The 18,469-nt window shown below is 44.9% G+C and carries 13 protein-coding genes; 9 read left to right on the plus strand and 4 right to left on the minus strand.

Features of this window, described 5'->3' with window-relative positions; all coding sequences use genetic code 11:
• Nucleotides 1-864, plus strand: a complete 864-nt coding sequence (locus tag BUB99_RS08660; RefSeq protein WP_073121531.1) for a hypothetical protein — start codon at nucleotides 1-3, stop codon at nucleotides 862-864.
• Between the two features lies 1 nt (nucleotide 865).
• On the opposite strand, the gene BUB99_RS08665 is transcribed toward BUB99_RS08660, so the two are convergent.
• A complete protein-coding gene (locus BUB99_RS08665) occupies nucleotides 866-1,741 on the minus strand; it encodes a peptidyl-prolyl cis-trans isomerase (RefSeq protein WP_073121533.1) in 876 nt (291 codons plus the stop codon).
• 208 nt (nucleotides 1,742-1,949) lie between these two features.
• Between BUB99_RS08665 and BUB99_RS20120 the strand changes: the two genes are divergently transcribed.
• Nucleotides 1,950-4,526 (plus strand): GDSL-type esterase/lipase family protein, encoded by a 2,577-nt coding sequence (locus tag BUB99_RS20120; RefSeq protein ID WP_084190450.1) that lies wholly within the window; start codon nucleotides 1,950-1,952, stop codon nucleotides 4,524-4,526.
• Here BUB99_RS20120 and BUB99_RS08680 read toward each other — a convergent pair.
• A complete protein-coding gene (locus BUB99_RS08680; protein ID WP_073121535.1) occupies nucleotides 4,523-5,950 on the minus strand; it encodes a M48 family metalloprotease in 1,428 nt (475 codons plus the stop codon). The two genes, BUB99_RS20120 and BUB99_RS08680, sit on opposite strands and share 4 nt — an antisense overlap.
• 71 nt (nucleotides 5,951-6,021) lie before the next feature.
• Here BUB99_RS08680 and BUB99_RS08685 point away from each other — a divergent pair, with 71 nt between their 5' ends.
• The 6 genes from BUB99_RS08685 (at nucleotide 6,022) to BUB99_RS08710 (ending at nucleotide 13,658) form a co-directional block, all read left to right on the plus strand.
• Nucleotides 6,022-6,567: a hypothetical protein gene (locus BUB99_RS08685; protein ID WP_073121537.1), complete on the plus strand. Its 546-nt coding sequence runs from the start codon at nucleotides 6,022-6,024 to the stop codon at nucleotides 6,565-6,567.
• A 43-nt stretch (nucleotides 6,568-6,610) separates the two neighbouring features.
• A complete protein-coding gene (locus BUB99_RS08690) occupies nucleotides 6,611-7,303 on the plus strand; it encodes a DUF2490 domain-containing protein (protein WP_073121539.1) in 693 nt (230 codons plus the stop codon).
• Nucleotides 7,304-7,388: 85 nt separating this feature from the next.
• A complete protein-coding gene (locus tag BUB99_RS08695; RefSeq protein ID WP_073121541.1) occupies nucleotides 7,389-8,027 on the plus strand; it encodes a TetR/AcrR family transcriptional regulator in 639 nt (212 codons plus the stop codon).
• A 52-nt stretch (nucleotides 8,028-8,079) separates the two neighbouring features.
• Nucleotides 8,080-9,402: a TolC family protein gene (locus BUB99_RS08700; protein WP_073121543.1), complete on the plus strand. Its 1,323-nt coding sequence runs from the start codon at nucleotides 8,080-8,082 to the stop codon at nucleotides 9,400-9,402.
• A 28-nt stretch (nucleotides 9,403-9,430) separates the two neighbouring features.
• A complete protein-coding gene (locus BUB99_RS08705; protein WP_073121544.1) occupies nucleotides 9,431-10,501 on the plus strand; it encodes an efflux RND transporter periplasmic adaptor subunit in 1,071 nt (356 codons plus the stop codon).
• A 22-nt stretch (nucleotides 10,502-10,523) separates the two neighbouring features.
• Nucleotides 10,524-13,658 carry an efflux RND transporter permease subunit gene (locus tag BUB99_RS08710; protein ID WP_073121546.1) on the plus strand — a complete coding sequence of 1,045 codons (3,135 nt, stop codon included), beginning with the start codon at nucleotides 10,524-10,526 and terminating at the stop codon, nucleotides 13,656-13,658.
• 85 nt (nucleotides 13,659-13,743) lie between these two features.
• Here BUB99_RS08710 and BUB99_RS08715 read toward each other — a convergent pair whose 3' ends face one another.
• The gene (locus BUB99_RS08715) at nucleotides 13,744-15,180 is read right to left on the minus strand and encodes a hypothetical protein (RefSeq protein ID WP_139280949.1); all 1,437 of its coding nucleotides are present in this window, start codon (nucleotides 15,178-15,180) and stop codon (nucleotides 13,744-13,746) included.
• Between the two features lie 6 nt (nucleotides 15,181-15,186).
• Nucleotides 15,187-17,310, minus strand: a complete 2,124-nt coding sequence (locus BUB99_RS08720) for a hypothetical protein (RefSeq protein WP_073121549.1) — start codon at nucleotides 17,308-17,310, stop codon at nucleotides 15,187-15,189.
• Between the two features lie 176 nt (nucleotides 17,311-17,486).
• Here BUB99_RS08720 and BUB99_RS08725 point away from each other — a divergent pair, with 176 nt between their 5' ends.
• A complete protein-coding gene (locus tag BUB99_RS08725) occupies nucleotides 17,487-18,446 on the plus strand; it encodes a phosphate/phosphite/phosphonate ABC transporter substrate-binding protein (RefSeq protein WP_158584286.1) in 960 nt (319 codons plus the stop codon).
• Nucleotides 18,447-18,469: the final 23 nt, after the last annotated feature.

Genomic DNA, 18,469 nt, shown 5'->3' on the forward strand with positions numbered 1-18,469 from the left:
ATGAAAACTTTACTAATCACCTGGCTATTTTCCTCCGTGTTTTTGTTTGACGTCTTCGGTCAAGAAATCGTACAGCCTACGAAATCATACAAAGGTGGAGAAATCATACTAGCACCTCACTATGGGCTACAATTAGAGATTCCATCTCACTGGACAGGCTACCTCTCTAGAGGCACTGGTATTTTCACCCTGTATAGCGACTCTACCAATGAAGCAACTGCGCTCTATTTTGTCAACGAAACGAGTTTAGACAAAATCAAAAATAACTGGAAATCTGGGTTCGAGTTAGCTCCTCAGTTAGATATCCAGCTTCGCGCTAAACCTACCATGACAGAAGACCTTCTCATCGCCCCCGTTCAAACAAATACGAACAATATGTACAAAGGCTACTTGATAGCTAAATGTGGGCCATACGGCTACTGTGTCACCGTGCTCATGTACACCCCACAGCAATACATATCTGAGTTTGAAAACAAGATCGAGCCCCTGCTCAACCAAGTCTCATTCACCAAGCCAAGGGTCACCGATGCGAATCAAACGTTCGATTGGCGTAAAAACCTGACGGGAAAAATGATTTTCACCTTTGAAAGAGAAGAAAGTTCCAGTCAAGAAAACAAAATATGGCTCTATTACGATGGTTCGTTTAAAAGCAAAACCAAGCGTACTGGAATATTCATAGGCTCAGCAGGCAAATACCACGGCACCAAAAAAGGGAACTACACCATCATCAATACTGAAGGGGATAAACCAGCTACCTTGCAACTAGATTTCTACAAACAACCCGCATTGACTCTACCACTACATATCGTAAACGATCAGTATTACATCAACGACCATCTAGTCTACTTCATGGAGCTAGACTAGACTATTTAGACCTGACCGTCTCGTCGATCACCACCGTGTAGCTATCTATCAGTCTTTCTATTTTTATCTGATTCACCCGTGCTACTTTGATCGTCTGTAGGTCTTGAGTCACTTGATCGGCTACCTCCTCATAGTTTGGATACCTACCTTCACTTCGAGCAGTGAGCATGATCAAATGGTATCCCTTGTTAGACGCATACGGCCCAGTCCAATGCGTATGCGAAATAGGTGCCTTATCGATTTCATTCACAAAATCCTCTCCGAAATGATTGGCCACATACTGACTATTGCGCTTGGTATAAAACGTATGGTATTTAAACAAATCACCACGACCCGAGGCATCATCAAAGCCAATATCGTTTTGATTCAAATCTTCACGCTCCAGATGAGCTAGTTCCATCGCATGCTTCGCTCCGTGCTTTTTGCTATCAAAAAACACATGCGCAAAAGTGTAATTTGGTAAAATGAAATAGTCTTCTTTGTTTTCTTCAAAGTGTGCCCGTTTTTCGTCCTCAGTCATCACCACTCGCTCCAGCATCATACCATGTACCAACAACTCCATCTTCTCGATTAACCAAGCGCGTATCACAGAATCCTTCTCGCCCAACTCTCGATGGTTGGCCTCTCTAAACATCACCTCATCCCGCACATAATCTGCCACCAAGTCATCCAGATGCTCCCCATCCAAATGTCCCAAACTATCATTGAAACTATCGTGCTTCGTACCATAGCGAAATAGAGAATGGTAGTACAGCGACTCCTTGTCCACAACGATCGTCTTATCATCAGTCACTTCCTGATGAATAAAAAAGTACATCACAGCAGCACCCAGACAGAGCAGTACAAAATAGAGAAATATATTTTTGACAGAAAACATAGAAGAGTGGGTTTGGTTACAGATTGATTCTATTCAAAACTACTTAACTGATCGGATTAAATAAAAATGATTTGACAATTCTCCTTCATCCTTGACAACTAGAAACTAAAAGCATGCAGTTATCAATATTTCACTATTACCATGTTTTTTCCTACCGATTTACAACAATATGTGAAATAGCAGGCCTTCTATTTAATAAAATCAAAGCATGCTTACCTATATTGCAATCAGACAGAACCGCAACGAGCAGATGACCGATACACTACCTAGTCCTCTTGACCAACTGATGCCCAAAGGGGAGATAGTCATTCGAAAGAAGGGAGACATTCTCAAAAAGCAATTCAGCAAAGTAGATCAATTTTATATCCTACTAGAAGGCACGGTACACTTCGATCAGAGCCTACACAGCAATGACAAAGAGCTGCTAGCCGGCATGAGTCAGTCCAAATATGCCCCCATAGGTATGGATGCTTTCATCGCACCCTACCGAAACGAAACCACTGCACGTGTCGCATCGGATGAGGCTCGACTGATTATGTGGCAAACCAAGGACTTAATCACGTTACTCGATGATGACATAGTACTCTCTATTGCTTTTTATACCTTCCTCAACATACAGTCGCACAAATTCGTCGAGGATACCAGTGAGCTATTTGCCAACACCTCCGCGGCATTACAGTCACTGGCGACAGAAACATCATCCGAAGGCTATCTGGCACAACTCGAACGGGACGAAATCGATAAAGTGATATTGCTGCTACAGTCTCCTTTCTTCGAGGCTTTTGACGAAGAGGATTTGGCTGTACTAGCTCAGTCCATGCAGCGCCGAGAATATCTCGTCAATGATGTCATCATCAAACAGGACGAAGAAAAGAAAGGAATCTATCTACTAGAGTCTGGAGAGGTACAATACTCCCGTATGAACTTCAGTATCGAAACCAATAAACCCTATAAAGTCCCCTTTCGGTCGATCTCTACACCTGGCTACCTCATCAGTTCATCAAGCATGCTAGGCATCAAAAGTGCCATGACCTCTCATGTCACCAAGGATGCTATTGTCCTTTATATCCCAGAGGACAACTTGGAAAAGCACTGTGAGCAGTATCCCAAATTCGCCCTCAGTTTTCAAAAGCGCATCCTCTGGCTGATCAACAACCAGTTGCGGGCAGTTCGCACGCGACTCATTGCTACACAGTTCAACGAAGAGCTGCTAGTCGCCAGCACACTCATCAACAGCAACAGTACCAAACTCATGGTGCACTCTCCGCTCCATGCGGTACCGCTACTGCTAGAGAACAAACTAACCATCCCACACGCCATCGAAATCCTCCACCGTACGGAGCTCAAAGGAATCGGTCCCGAAAAAAACCTAGCATCACTCTGCCTAGATAACCTTCACCAGACACAGCGAGAGTCCAACTTCTACCGTGCACTACAGGACATCTATAGTAGTGTAGCCGAAAACACGGAGGGAAAATCAGTAGACCAAATACAGTTAGATTGTGTCAAGGCGAGTAAAAAAGCATTTTCTATCCCATCCATCTACCTGAAAGGGTTAGAGAATATGCCTACGGAACAAGGTTGCATATTTATCTACAACCACCTACTCAACGAGCCCTACTACACGCTACCCAACCAGTTTCAGATCACGCTCGACTCTCACTACCTCAGTGCACTCGTCTATGAACAGTATGGAGCACATGCCCAACGCATCGTGAGACTAGGTAAATCTGAGGAATACGCACATGAAAACTACTACGACAACCTCGGGTTCATCAGTGTAAGTACAGCCGATTCGGAGGCACTTGTAGAAACAATAGAAGAAAAAAAGATTCGCCACCAGAAATTCTACCACCAGATCAATGATGCCCTCAATGAAGGGAAAAACATCATCATTAGCCCCGAAGGTAGCTCTCACCCGACAGAGCACTCGCCTAGTCATTTCAAATCAGGCTTCTTCAAAGTACTACAAAAAGTCAAGAAAGAACCCCTGATCGTACCGATCGTCATGGCCAACTTTGACAAACGAATCACTGCTTACAAGTTTGCATGTGAGATCAAGAAGCCCTTCAAGCTCAGTGAAAAAATGAAGGAGTATGGTTGTACTGAAGTCAAACCCTTTCTACGAAAGTATCAGATGGACTTCAGAAACGACACCCAGCAGCTAACCAACGATATCTCTAACGAAACGAGTGTCGAATTTCTCTTTGAAGATGAAGTCGATGCATTGATAGAAAAACTAACAACACATGACGAGCAAGACTGTATCTCTTTCTATGGTAGCAGCACGATACGGCTATGGGATACTTTGGAAAGTGATCTCGCAGACAAAAAAGCAATTAATCTCGGTTTTGGAGGTTCGTCCTATCAGTGGTGTTTGTTTTACTTCGACCGTTTGTTTGAGAATTTTCGTCCTAAAAACTACGTTCTCTACGGTGGAGACAATGACCTAAGCAATGGGCAATCACCAGAAGATATCCTCATGAATTTTTCTCTCCTAACCGAGAAAATAAAAAATCATAACCCAGCAGCACAGATCACTGTAATCTCCATCAAGCCTAGCCCTAGTCGTGAATACCTACTAAGCAAAATCATCGAAACCAACGAACTTCTACGTACACACACTGAGGTCAATGAACACATGCACTGGATAGAAATCTACGAGCACATGCTGACACCAGACGGCAGACCAAGGACGGATCTATTCGTAGATGACATGCTCCACCTTAACCCTAAAGGATACAAAATTTGGAAACAGCACGTGCGTGATCAACTACCATTCTAATCATCGGAATTTTCATCAAAATACGGCCTCTCTGAAACGACCTTAACAGTGCCTTTAATAGAATCTTCATCCGCTGGCAGCCCGTTCAGAATTTTGAGAAGGTTGGGGGAAAGCACATTGTTGGTCCGAGCAGTTAGCTCAGCTATAGATTCTGCATCTACAGACTCTACTAGAGTTAGACGTTTTTGGTATAATCTCGCTTTTTCGGATGGTGTCAGCGGATGCAGGGATAGACTAGCTTGTTTAAGTCCCTCTTTGAAGTCTTCACTCCTGATCGCAGTGATCTTAAACACCTGATCGCCATACTGTATCCAGATAAAGTGTACATGCATCTCCTCCCCATCTACCTGCTCCACAGTAGATATTAGGAATGCCTCTCTGTTGTTGACCTGTACCGATTCACTTTTCACTTTTTTGTTCAGGTTGTGCGCTCTTTCGATCACTTCGATACCATGCTGCTCTGGTGATTTGACAGTGTCTGCTAGCATCAGAAAGAGAAAAGCATCCTTGGTTTCATTCATTGCCCCGACAGCATTATGCTGATTGATATATGTCCATCCTGATGGGAAAACCATGCTAAAATCCATGACGGGATGCAAAAACAGACTATCGAAAAATATTCCCTTATCAGGATTCTCACCGAAGGGCAAGTCTGATAAAACCTCCAATATCGACTGCTGATGCATCTCATTTAACTGAACTGTCAAACCTGCTGTGGCATCATTCAGGTTCTGAATCCGGTCGGGAGTATAAGGGTGACTACTAAAATAATTCTTCTCCTCCACACGCTCGGTACGAGCCTCCTCCCATTGCGTTATCCTTTCCAAAATCGGGCTAAGGGCATTAGGATCGAAACCTCCACGTGTGGCGAGCTGCACACCCAAATCATCCGCCTCCGTTTCATGCTTTCGACTATACTTCGCCTCAAAAAAACTCGATCCCACAGCGATCGGAGTATTGATAATCTGACCTACATCCTCTCCCGCTACTGCTCCAATCAAAAGCCCTGGTAGCTGTAAAACTGCTGGCCAGAAACCCCTTTTCATCTGCCTCACACTATGCCTGCGATGCACATGGATGATCTCATGACTCATCACACAGGCCAGCTGATCCACATCGTCTATCAATGCTAGCAGCCCACGTGTCACATACACATACCCGCCGGGCAGAGCAAAGGCATTAGGGATGGGCTCGTCTAAGATGAAAAACTGATAGACAAAAGGATTATTACTTAGCTGCCTGGTGAGACGATTGCCTACCTCACTGACATAGGCGGTCAACTCTTCCTCCTCATAGAGGCCGATTGTCGTAGCAATCTGCTTTGCGCCATCTTCTCCGAGTTTTTGATCATAACTCGGTGGCTGTGCAAAAGTGAGAGTTGTAACACCAATCCAGATCAAGCAGATCAAAATTTGCTTTTTCATTCCTGTATCTCCTTTCTATTTATATCTAAATAAGTGACCTTTATTGATTGATAACTACTTCCTTCATAACCATGAAACTTTCTATCAAACCTCTCATTGTCATTCTATTATTCTCTAGCCACTTATCCTACGCACAGGCAGAAGAAGAAACTGTAGAAACGGAAGAATTCAAACGACATAAACTTACATTATTCGCAGGTACTAGTTGGATACCCGAGGGCAGAAATGTAGAAACAAATCAAAAAGAAACGACGCTGGCGCCTACTTGGGGGTATGCCTACGAGTACTGGTTAGGCGAAAAATGGGCCATCGCCAGTTATGGTGACATAGAACTCGTCAACATCAAAGTAGAGGACAGTGATGCCAACCTCATCGAACGTGAAAATGTAATTGTGTTCACACTAGGAGCCACCTACGAAATCCTGCCCAAGTGGACAGCCTACCTCGGCGCAGGCTTAGAGACAGACCCACACGAGACCATCGCTGTGGCTCGATTCACTACAGAATATGCACTCATCGAATCTAACGGATGGGAAGCCGCGATTTCAGGAAGTTATCTACTAAAAGATTTTTATGATGTTTTTTCTATTGGTCTGGTGATAGGAAAAAGGTTTTAAGCCAATGGTTAAGTGTTTATCTGCTCTCTATTAATTTTAGCAAATGAAAAAATATGTCTTGCTCCTGCTAGTGCTTTCTATGTGTCAAGGACTAGCCGCACAAAAGATCTTCACCCGACACCAAGGCTGGACAGACCTGACGCTATGGTACAAACTGGGGGAAAACACCAAGGTAGGAGGGGACTTTGGCTACCGAACCTCAATGGGCGACTACAAATTTCATCAAATGTACTACAGACCTACGATCAAGTGGTCCAACAATTCCTTGTACAATCTCTGCTTCGCGATTTCTAATTTTCAAACCTTCAATACCGAATCCTCGAACCTCAATGAACTTCGTTTTGCTCAAGAAGCCATGCTATTTTGGCCCAATACCAAAATCCTAAAATTCAACCACCGCCTACGATTTGAGGAGCGCTTTTTCTATATCAACGAAAACAAAGAAAACCAAACTCGAATGCGCTACCGCTTAAGTCTAGCCCCACCAAATTTCACCCTCTTCGGCAAAGAAAACTTCTATGCAGAGCTCACATGGGAGACCTTTGTAACCCTCACCAACAGTATACAATACTCACTAGGAAGCCAGCACCGCTGGGAGGCAGTCTTGGGCAACAAAATCACCAAACGGTTCAAAATAGGCCTCCACTACATCTGGCAAACTGTGCGAGTGACAGATTACGACTATGGCCTCAACGACAACATCATACGAATCCGGCTCAGCTATACGCTCAACTAGCTTCGTAAAAAATTATCTATAAAAATAATTTTAAACACTTGTTTAAAACAAACATTCAAATTACGTTTGCTGTCCAATAGATACTATGTCCCAAGAATCACTCGATAGCACCGAAATAAAAATCAAAGAAGCAGCACGTGAGCTGTTTTCAGAGCTAGGTATGAAAGGGGCAACCATGCGAAAAGTAGCCGAAAAGGCCGAGGTAAACGTCGCACTCGTCAATTATTATTTCAGAAGCAAAGAGAAGCTATTTCTGTCCATTTTCGAGGAGAAATTCAGATCCTATACCAAAGACGGGCTGAGCATCCTCAACGATACCTCACGCGACTTACTAGACCGAATCAAAACATACATCGATCGGCTCAATCATCAAATCAACAATGATCAGGGCTTACCCATATTCATACTTAGCGAGACACACTATAACCCAAATCTGCTCGACATGCTCTCTGACCTCAACAAAGAGCAAGCGGCAATAGAAACACAGCAGCTACAAGCGACCTTAGACTTAGATTATCACAGCGGCAAGATTCGACCAATCAAAGCCATTGACTTTCAGATGGCCCTATTTTCTATGATTGTCTTTCCTATTATCTCCAAAAAAATACTGACGAAAACAGGAAAACTAGCAGCGGCTGGATTTGAAAGCTATGAAAGCTACGAACCACACTGGAAAAACACCACGCTCAGCATCATGGAAGCATTTTTGAAACCCTTGTCATGATCTAAAAAAATTTATTCCTGAGTTAAACAAACGTTTAAAACAATTAATCAAAATGAAAATCAACATTGCAACATTTATTATGCTACTGACGCCACTGCTAAGTCACGCGCAAAAAGTCTACACACTTGACGAATGTGTAAGCCTTGCTCTGGAGCAAAACCTAGAAATAGGAAACAGCCTCTACGACCAGTTGCTCTATGATGAGCAGGTCAAAGAAGTGAAACGCACCGCACTACCAAAAATAGGTTTCGGGGCAGAGTATGACCTATATACCCAGCTACCCACCACGGTGATCCCGTCAAGTGCCTTCAGTCCAGAGGCAGAAGGATATGCCGCTGCAAGTTTCGGTACGCCACATCAGTCCACCTACGCACTGCAACTGGAACAGGTAATTTTCGACCCTAGTCTCAACGTTGGCATCAAAGCGGCCCAGACCATCAACGAAATGGGAGAAATCCAATACGTACAGACCAAGGAAAATATCACGTTTCGGGTAGCATCTACCTACTACAATGCACAGGTAGTTGCCAAACAAATCGAAATGCTGGAAGACAACAGTCAATCACTCGATACGCTCATTGCTTCTACGCGCATGATGATGCAGAGCGGACTAGTCAATACGACCGATGTAGATCGACTCGTCATCAACAAGTCCAGCTTGGACAACCATACCGCTACACTACAGGCTGATTACATCTACCTGATCAACTCCCTCAAACTCCTGCTCAATATGGATACCGACGAAGGATTGACGATCGAACATCAGCTGAACCCAGGTTTATCTGCACTCAGTTTTCAGGATGCATTCCACTACGAAAACCGTAGTGAAGTACAACTACTCAACAAACAAAAAGAAGTCCTAGATCTACAAGAGAAGCAGATCAACTCAGGCTACCTGCCACACCTATCGGCTGTCGCATCCTATGGAGTGATGGGCTATGGTGACCAGTCCGAAAACTACTACGAGCACTATGACTTTAGCTACGTGGGGCTCAAACTGAACTGGATGTTATTTGACGGCATGGTCAAGAGCTCTCAAAAAACACAAAAGAAAATAGAAATGAAACAACTCAACGCACAATTGGAAATGACCCAGAGAAGCATTGAAAACGAAAGGATCAATGCCCTCTCTAAGCTCAAAGTCCACCAACGTGAGGTTGCCAATCAAAAACAGTCCATGGAGCTCGCTACCAACATCTACCAAAACATCCAGATGCAGTACAGTGAAGGAGTCGTGGGGGTGCAGGAGATCATCGAATCAGAAAATGAACTTACAGAAGCACAAACCAACTATCTCAATTCATGGGTACGCCTCCAGCAAGCCAAACTAGACCTAGCCAAAGCAGAAGGTCACTTATTAACCCACTACAATTAAGTCTCATCATCAAGTCAATCATAAAGAAATGGAAATCCAAAAATCTAAAACAAGCAAAATCATCGTCGCAATAGCGGCAGTCACACTACTCGGAGGGTGGACCATCTATTCGCTACTAGGCAACGCTGAAGAAGTCAAAGCACGCGTGTATACTCGGGATTTCTCGATCAAAGTGCCCGTCAAGATCGCCAAAGTAGAAGAAACCCAACTGGAAGAAACGAGAAGATACTTGGGAACCTTTGAGGCCAATAGAGCCATCACCATCACCTCTCAAACACAGGGAGAAGTACTGGCCATCTCTGCCCAAGAAGGAGACCAACTGCCCAAAAATGGATTGATCGCTACCGTGGATTCTGAACAAATACGTTTTCAGCTCATCGCAGCAACCGCTGCCTACGAAGATGCCAAACGCGAATACGATAGGTACCAAAAACTAACAGACAACAACGCAGTAGCCAAAATCAATCTGGAGAAAGCAAGCTTACAACTGGCCAGCGCAGAGAGCAATCTCAAATTGCTCAACAAACAACTCCGCAACACCAAAATCAAAGCCCCCTTCGCTGGTACTCTAGCTACGCGCACCTTCGATGTAGGGTCAGTACTCGCGCCGGGCAGATCACTCGGGTCACTCATAGACATCTCCCATCTCAAACTCGTCATCAGTGTACCCGAAGATCAAGTGATGGATTTTGAAAAAGGCAAGCAAGTGACGGTCAAATCCGATGTATACCCTACACACTCCTATACGGGTACCATCACTATGGTCAGTGATCAAGCAGACGAAGCACACAAGTTTGACGTACAAGTCAAAATCCAAAACACAACAGAATACCCGATCAAATCAGGGATGTATGGATGGATAGAGCATACAAGCCATCCTCACGGCACAAGTCACACCATCCCAGCGACCGCCATGATGGGTTCCTCCAAAGACGCCAAAGTCTACAAAATCATAGAAGGCAAAGCCATCCTCCAACCCATCAAAGTCGGCATGACCTCTGAGCAAAAAATAGAAGTCAAAGAAGGCCTCACCCTAGACGACATAGTAGTAACCAACGGTCAAATCAACTTGAGCGATGGTGTCGAAGTATCCTACTAATCATAACTCAAAATACTGAAACATGAATATTGCAGAATTTTCGATCAAAAGACCGTCATTCATCCTCGTGATCTTTTTGCTCACGTCGATCGCGGGGCTTTTGTCATTCAACAAAATCGGCTATGAACTCCTCCCAGAGATGTCTCGCCCTACCTTGACGATCACGACCATCTACCCTGGAGCGGCACCCTCAGAAGTAGAGTCCTCGGTCTCCAAAAAAATAGAAGATGCCATCTCCGAATTGGACAATCTCGATGAGATCAATTCCAAGTCCCTCGAGAGCGCCTCGATCGTGATTGTCAACTTCAAAAGTGGAACAGATCTAGACCTGATGATGCAAGATGCACAACGTGAAATCAACAACGTCATCAGTGATCTACCAGACGATGCAGAGAACCCATCGATCTCCAAAATCTCACCCAACGATCTACCCATCTTGCAGATCAGTGCAACTTCCAACATGGACGGCAAGTACTTCTATGCCCAGATGGATGACAAACTCATCCCTCAACTCCAGCAGCTCAAAGGAGTCGCATCGATAGACATACTAGGAGGAGAGCAGCGCACCATCAGCGTGAGCGTAGATCCCGAAAAACTTACGTACTACAATTTGTCCCTACTGCAGGTCACTCGATCGATCTCTTATGCCAATTTGGATTTCCCTACAGGGAAAGTCAAAGGAAACGGAGAAGCGGTGACGGTACGGATCTCGGGCAAATTTGCCAATGTAGAGGAAATCCGAGAGCTCATCGTCTCGACCACCGAAGACGGCGGAACCGTACGGCTCAAAGACCTCGCAAGAGTCACCGACGACATAGCAGATGCCGAAAGTATCGCCCGACTCAATGGAAAAAGTGCCATCCTACTTCGCATCAAAAAACAAGGAGATGCAAACACGGTAGAAGTATCCGAATCCGTACTCACCAAACTCGAAGAACTAGAAGCGCATTACGACAAACAGGACCTCCACTTTGCCGTCGCACAAAACGACGCAGAATTCACCCTCGAAGCGGTCAATGCCGTCCTTCACGACTTAGAGATCGCCATTATACTCGTTGCGGTAGTGATGCTGCTCTTCTTACACAGTTTTAGAAACGCACTGATCGTCATGATCGCTGTACCAGCGTCCTTACTTGCGACAGTTGCCTTTATGTTCGCCATGGGATACACATTCAACCTCATGACCCTACTCGCCATGTCACTCGTGATTGGAATCCTCGTGGACGACTCAATAGTAGTGTTGGAAAACATCTACCGACACATGGAAATGGGCAAGTCTCCCAAAAAAGCCGCCATCGATGGTATCGCAGAGATTGGATTGACAGCAGTGTCTATTACTTTGGTGATTGTCATCGTGTTTATTCCTGTCACCATGGTCGAGTCCTTTGTCGCAGATATTTTCCGTCAGTTTTCGTGGACGATCGTTGTAGCGACCTTATTCAGTCTCTTGGTCTCTTTCACATTGATTCCATGGCTGATGTCCAAGTTTTCTAAAATCACTCACCTCAATCCGAAAAACCCATTTCAATGGATCTTGATCCAATTCGAATCAGGACTGACCTGGATCAACGATGGATACAACAATTCCCTGAAATGGATCATGAACAAAAAATGGGTACTCTTTGCTATCCTCCTCGCTCTATTTGGTATGACAGGATGGATCGGAAGTCTGGGAGTGATCGGATCAGAGACTTTCTCATCTGGAGACAAAGGTGAATTCAAACTCAACCTCGAATACAGCAAAGTCACCAGTATAGAAGCCAATAATCTCCGTACTCGTGAAATTGAAAACTGGATCGCCTCCAAACCAGAGGTCAAGATGATCTTGACCAACGTAGGCGGGCCCTCTTCTGGAATCGGAGGCACGGGACTCGGAGACCCCTACAAGTCTGAGCTCAATGTCATATTGGATCAAGAACAATTCAAAAATGTGAACACTGAGGCATATATGATCGAAACAATGAACCAAATCAGAGCGCAATATGCAGGTGTCAAAGTAGGTGTTTCGTTGGTAGGCATGGTCAACATGGGGACTGCACCAATCGACGTATCTGTCGTAGGCGAAAACTACGACGAAGTGATAGAGGTAGCGCATCGCGTCAAAGATATGATCGAACATACACCAGGAGCCAATGACGTCAATGTATCCGTAGAAACAGGCGTGCCCGAAGTAGAAATCAAAATCGATCGAGACAAACTCTCCATGCTCGGACTAGATGTCGCCACAGTCGGTGCTACGCTACAAAATTCGCTTCAAGGCAATGACGACAATGAGTACCGAGAGGACGGTCTAGAATACCCCATCATGATACAACTCACCAAGTTTGATCGCAAAAATGCCGAGGATGTCAAGCAGATTCCTTTCATCAACACCAAAGGTCAGCTAATCACCCTGAGTCAGTTTGCCGAAGTGAATCAAAGTACATCAGCCTCTATGCTGGAACGAAAAGATAGAATCAAATCAGTCGGCGTTACAGCCTTTGCACTGGGAGTACCGGTCGGCAATGTCACCCAGTCTATCCAACAACAAATGGCTGCTGCTGATTTTCCTGAGACTGTGAGTTTCGTATGGGGTGGAGATGTCAAAAACCAAGAGGAAAGTTTCGGTGCGTTAGGTGGTGCTTTTGGCATTTCTCTATTGCTAATCTACTTCATCTTAGTCGCACTCTATGACAATTTCGTCTACCCGCTCGTGGTACTACTTTCCATACCTGTAGCCGTGATCGGTGCGATGCTTGCCCTAGGTTTGTCAGTCTCGACGATGAGTATATTCACCATCCTAGGTATGATTATGCTCCTAGGGCTTGTCGCCAAAAATGCTATTCTGATTGTGGACTTTGCCATCAAGCTCAAAGGAGATGGCCTATCCACTCGTGAAGCTGTCGTACAAGCAGGCAACGATCGATTGAGGCCAATCTTGATGACAACCATCGCCATGGTGATTGCGATGATTCCGATTGCAATCGCCGCAGGTGCTGGTGCTGAGTGGAAAAACGCCATGGCTTGGGTGCTCATCGGTGGACTGATGTCCTCTCTCTGCCTGACGATCTATCTTGTCCCTGTAGCCTTCGAGATCGCAGACAAAGCCACGGCATGGGTACAATCCAAAACAAAAACAACTACTTCAAATTCAGCGAAAAGCGTCGAACCCGCTTAACCAGGTTCATTATTTCTTTCACGATAGCATGCGGTAGACGACTGCATGCTATCTATTTCTCTTTTCTCGCTAGAGCAAAAATCATTTAGCCAAACTTATAAAACGGAAGAGAGAAGCCCACCAAAAAGCGCCAACGCTCCCACAGCACATCAACTCTTTCATCTGGGTTAGAATTATCCCCTGGCAGATTGACAATCTTTCCAATAGACTGAGTTCCTCTGGAATAAGTAGTACCTAGGGTCACCTCTATTTTATTGAAGTTCAGCATAAAACCACCCCCATAGTGGTAGATGTTGGCCGTGAAAACCGAGTTATCAAAATTATCTGTGACTACACCTGATATACCTGTTTCGGGCTGATCCAGCGTAGAATAATCAGACGCTACACTCATAAAACCTTTCAGTCGCTTGACCAAACTCAATTCCAACCCCACGCCCCAGTTGATGACCGAATTTCGCTCATCGTAGAGCCTGTCCTTGACTTCAAGTTTTTCTTCTCCGTCCAACAAGTAATCAGGAACCTTCTGCGCATAAAATGGTGCTGGCACCATGACAGCATAGCGGCTGACCTTGTCAAACCACTCAGCACTCACATGCACCTTGACAGGGCCAAAATCATACGCAGAACCAATACCAATTGAAAATGGCGTTCGGTATTTCACATCCACGTCACTGGTAGTGTTTTTCATCAAACGACCATCATCGTCATATTCTCCGTCCTCATCAAAATCAAACCCACTCAGTACTTCGTCATACTCTGTGCCTCCGCTCGTTTTGAATACGAGATAAGGAGACGTGACCGTGATCCCAAGGCTAAAGTTCTTTGTTTCATAATTTCCCGCAGCCTTGAGGACGATACTAGATGCACTAAATTTCTTAATGCGCGTCCTTTCAAAAGACGCTACGGCACTACTATCATTACTCAGTCCATCTTGAAATAAAGTGTATGATCTTTTCTGATTGAACACAGAGTAAAAACCTGAAAAACCAACACTAAATCGATCCGAAATAGCGTAGGCCCAACTACCTCCCATCCAATCATCCTTGACGGTCTTGTTCACATTAAAATCTATGTACAAGGTCTCCTCACCCAGCCATGTATCATTGAACTCATACACCATCTCAGAGCGCGTACCTAAATTGTAATCTACCTGCTGCCTAGACAAAAACGCATAAGCAAATTTATGATTGGGCAAAAACGGCACTTCAAAACTCCCAGCAGCCAACGTCGGCGCATTCCCAAAGGAAGACTCGTTGAGGTCAGCCTTTTGTACGCCGTCCTTAACCCCCAGCGTAATCAACTGATACGCCTGCGCACTAATCAAAAAACTCGGATCATCCTGCAATGCTAAGCGAGCAGGGTTATAAAAAGTAGCGCCTAGATCATCGACGCTACCGATGACATTGCCACCGAGTAACATAGATTTGTTTCCGAATTGTTCCGTCCAGTAGTGAGCATCTTGCCCATAGACAGTCACTATGGCAAGCCACATTACACAGATTGTTAGGTTGATTTTTTTCATAATTTCTTATCTACGGCCTCTGCTCATACCACCACCAGCAGGCCGAGACCGCTGATAGGTTTGTGCTCTTTGCGTGCCCCGTTGTCTGTTTTGATAACTTTGATTCATTTGTCCATTCGACGGACGTTGCGAAGGTGCTGACCATCCATTGTTGCTACGCTGCTGCCACCCATCACTTGATCTCTTGTACACATTGCCTTTCTTATCGCCATACACATCGTTATTTCCTCTGCCAGCCCCAGTAGTCGCAGGCCGAGTTTCAGGTCTATTGGCTGGTCTAGTAGCTGGAGATGTCGTTCTACCTGGTTGAGTCGTCGGTCTCGTACGGTTTCCTGATTGTGCGACATCTTGACGGTGATTATAAAGGTTGTTGCCGCGAGGTACAGTCGCAGGTCTCGTGTCTGGTCGATGCTGTGTTCCTCCTCCTGGTCGATTGCCTCCGCCAGCAGGAGGTCTGTTGCCATGTGGGGGACGCTGATAAGGAGGCCTGTGATGCGGTGGACGATAATATGGCGGCCTATAGTATGGAGGGCCATACCAGCCTCTGCCACCATACCAACCACCGTATCCTACACCAAAACCTACACTCCAACCCGCATAAGTAGAATAGTGTACCGAAAAGCCATAGGTCACAGGACGTGGATAATAGTAGCGCCCATACCAACCAGGATAATAAAAGCCGGTACCATAAATAATAGTAGAACCATACACATAGCAGCCTACATAACCTGGCGTATAGCCCACATAGATTACCTCAGGTGTGCTCTCATAGATATACACATACTTCACATTATAGTTCGGGTTCTCAGATGGCAACTTGTCTATGTCAACGGGCCTCACGTCAGATACGACCCATGGCCCAGTGGCATTTTGTGAATTGAACCAAACGGCATTGTCACAGAGAAAGTAAACATCCTTGGACTTGAAAACTGAACTCGCCGTATTCACTCCATAGGACAAACTCGTTCCCTCTATTTCTTTGAATATCGGATCTCCATCGTACGTCACACTAGCCGTGGCGGTCTTGCGATCAATAGCAGCTGTCTGTGGAATATTCGCATCTAGCACAGCCTCTCGTGCTGCTGCTGTACCAGGTACGCTCGCTAGTACGTCTCCTTTAGATGACTCCTCAGGGATATTTTTGAACTCTTTAGAAATCTGATCCGCTGGCACATAAGCCCATACACCATCCAATGACTCAGTTCTGAACCATCGACCTGAGATCAGTAGATAAAAGTCCTGAGTCTCCACTTCCATAAAAAGATCTGCGGATGTATTATCCACATACATCAGTCCACTACTCGGAATAGGGACCCAATCCATCTCACCTTCGGTCACAATCAATTCAGTAGGAACTGTCACCACGATAATTTCTGGGTCTTGCTTTTTGTCCTCAGATTCAGAGATCGTATCATCTGCAGTTTTATTGTATTTTTTTTCTGTAGCACTGAGGCTCGTCGGTGGATTTTTGATTCTACTCCATTTACCCTTTAACAAATCGTCCGTTTTGTACCAATCATTACCTCCGTAGAGAAAAAATTTCTCCTTCTTTCTGAGGAGAAAAACTGGCGTATTGACCAGTTGATCATAACCCTTTTCCAATTCATTGTATTTGGGATCACCGTCTATCATCACCAGTACGGCGGGTTGAGATCTAAATAAAATAGTAGGGGCTTGATGCTGAAAATCGTCTGTAACCTGTCCCTCCACCTCTTCCAAAGTCGCCAACAAGCCATCCAAAGGGAAGGTCAAATGCCAATTAGGAATCTCTGATTCGAGAAAAGCTTTAAATTTTTGAATCTTAAGAGAATCTACTGCATCTGGAAAACGAACATCTCGTACCTCCGCTGAGGTGAGGGTAACCATTCTTTCTTCTCGGTCAACCTGTAGGTAACTCGTCACCCACATCACCCCAAAGGTCGGTGCAGCAGCTTCGGTGGTCTTAACTGAAAATGCTGCTCTCGACTGGAGCACATCATCTTTTAGGGATTCGGATTGGGGTTGGTAGATGACAATTTTTCCCTTGTCAGTCTCTATCACCTTGGGGAAAAATGAATAATCACTCTCCTGCGCCACAACTGAACCCAGCAAGCCAAAGACTATGGCGATCAAAACGGAATAAATTTTCATAGCAAAATTGTTTAGGAGCAGAGTCCTGCCCGCCTAAAATTAATCAATAATGTCTAAGACAACAGCAACCATGCCATAGGGCTTACACCAATTTAGTTTGAATTTGATCGTTTTTCTTTTATCATCGCAGCGATTTACTAGACCTTTTTAGATTCTAACCTTAACCGATCGAAACAGTGAACTCGAGATCATTTACACATGGAGCTGTATTGCTCATACTTTCCCTTGTCAATGCCTGTAGCTCCAATACACCCTCAGCGACACAAAGTGAACAGCACATCGAACAAAAAACAACTGTCACACAACAGCAAGAAAAACCCGAGAACAACCGTAATCTAGGCTCTACTGAGTACCCGCTTAAAATCTATCTAACTCCATCTCGAACCAGTGAGCTCGTAGAAAAAACTGGTGCTACCCTAGTATCTTTCCTAGAAAAAGAAACTGGGCTAAACTTTGCGCTACATGTCCCAGAGAGCTACGAAGAGATGATAGATGCCTTTGCCTCCCAATACGGAGATATCGCCATGATGAATTCGGCGAGCTACATCAAAGCCAACCAACTCTATGGCGCTACTGCCAAACTAAGAGCGGTACGATATGGCAAGTCCAATTATTTTGGACAGATAGTCGCGAATACTAATAGTGGTGTTTTGAGCCTATCTGATCTGAACGGAAAATCCATCGCCTATACGGATTCTCTATCTGCATCTGGCTACCTCTTTCCAAAACACATCTTAGAGCAGCAGGGTATTTTGCCTGGTCACATGGCTTTTGCTGGGACACATGATCGTGTCATCAAAATGGTATACAAAGGAATCGCAGATGCTGGCGCAACTTTCTACTCTGAACCCTCTAGTGATGGTGAGATTCGTGATGCCCGTTCGCGCCTTGTCAAAGAATACCCAGATGTCGCAGACAAAGTAAAAATTATAGAAGTTACCGAGCCAATACCTAATGATCCTGTCGTATTCGGTCAGCACATCAGCAAGGATATTTACTACCCTGTTTCGTTGGGTATTATCAAGTTTTTGGAAACCGAAGAGGGAAAAGCAGCAATGAGTGATTTGTACTCTATAGAAGGGTATGTACGCTGCAAAGACTCAGATTATGATGGCTTGCGAGCGGTTCTGAATTGAACACGCTCACAAGCCTCCAAACC

Source organism: Reichenbachiella agariperforans (assembly GCF_900142205.1).
In the GTDB taxonomy this organism is placed as follows: Bacteria; Bacteroidota; Bacteroidia; order Cytophagales; family Cyclobacteriaceae; genus Reichenbachiella; species Reichenbachiella agariperforans.

Excerpts from the sequence above, each read along its gene's own strand:
- BUB99_RS08690 (WP_073121539.1), top strand. The coding sequence starts at position 6,611 with ATGAAAAAATATGTCTTGCTCCTGCTAGTGCTTTCTATGTGTCAAGGA.
- BUB99_RS08710 (WP_073121546.1), top strand. The coding sequence starts at position 10,524 with ATGAATATTGCAGAATTTTCGATCAAAAGACCGTCATTCATCCTCGTG.
- BUB99_RS08680 (WP_073121535.1), bottom strand. The coding sequence starts at position 5,950 with ATGAAAAAGCAAATTTTGATCTGCTTGATCTGGATTGGTGTTACAACT.
- BUB99_RS08705 (WP_073121544.1), top strand. The coding sequence starts at position 9,431 with ATGGAAATCCAAAAATCTAAAACAAGCAAAATCATCGTCGCAATAGCG.
- BUB99_RS08665 (WP_073121533.1), bottom strand. The coding sequence starts at position 1,741 with ATGTTTTCTGTCAAAAATATATTTCTCTATTTTGTACTGCTCTGTCTG.
- BUB99_RS08685 (WP_073121537.1), top strand. The coding sequence starts at position 6,022 with ATGAAACTTTCTATCAAACCTCTCATTGTCATTCTATTATTCTCTAGC.
- BUB99_RS08715 (WP_139280949.1), bottom strand. The coding sequence starts at position 15,180 with ATGAAAAAAATCAACCTAACAATCTGTGTAATGTGGCTTGCCATAGTG.
- BUB99_RS08695 (WP_073121541.1), top strand. The coding sequence starts at position 7,389 with ATGTCCCAAGAATCACTCGATAGCACCGAAATAAAAATCAAAGAAGCA.
- BUB99_RS08700 (WP_073121543.1), top strand. The coding sequence starts at position 8,080 with ATGAAAATCAACATTGCAACATTTATTATGCTACTGACGCCACTGCTA.
- BUB99_RS20120 (WP_084190450.1), top strand. The coding sequence starts at position 1,950 with ATGCTTACCTATATTGCAATCAGACAGAACCGCAACGAGCAGATGACC.
- BUB99_RS08720 (WP_073121549.1), bottom strand. The coding sequence starts at position 17,310 with ATGAAAATTTATTCCGTTTTGATCGCCATAGTCTTTGGCTTGCTGGGT.
- BUB99_RS08660 (WP_073121531.1), top strand. The coding sequence starts at position 1 with ATGAAAACTTTACTAATCACCTGGCTATTTTCCTCCGTGTTTTTGTTT.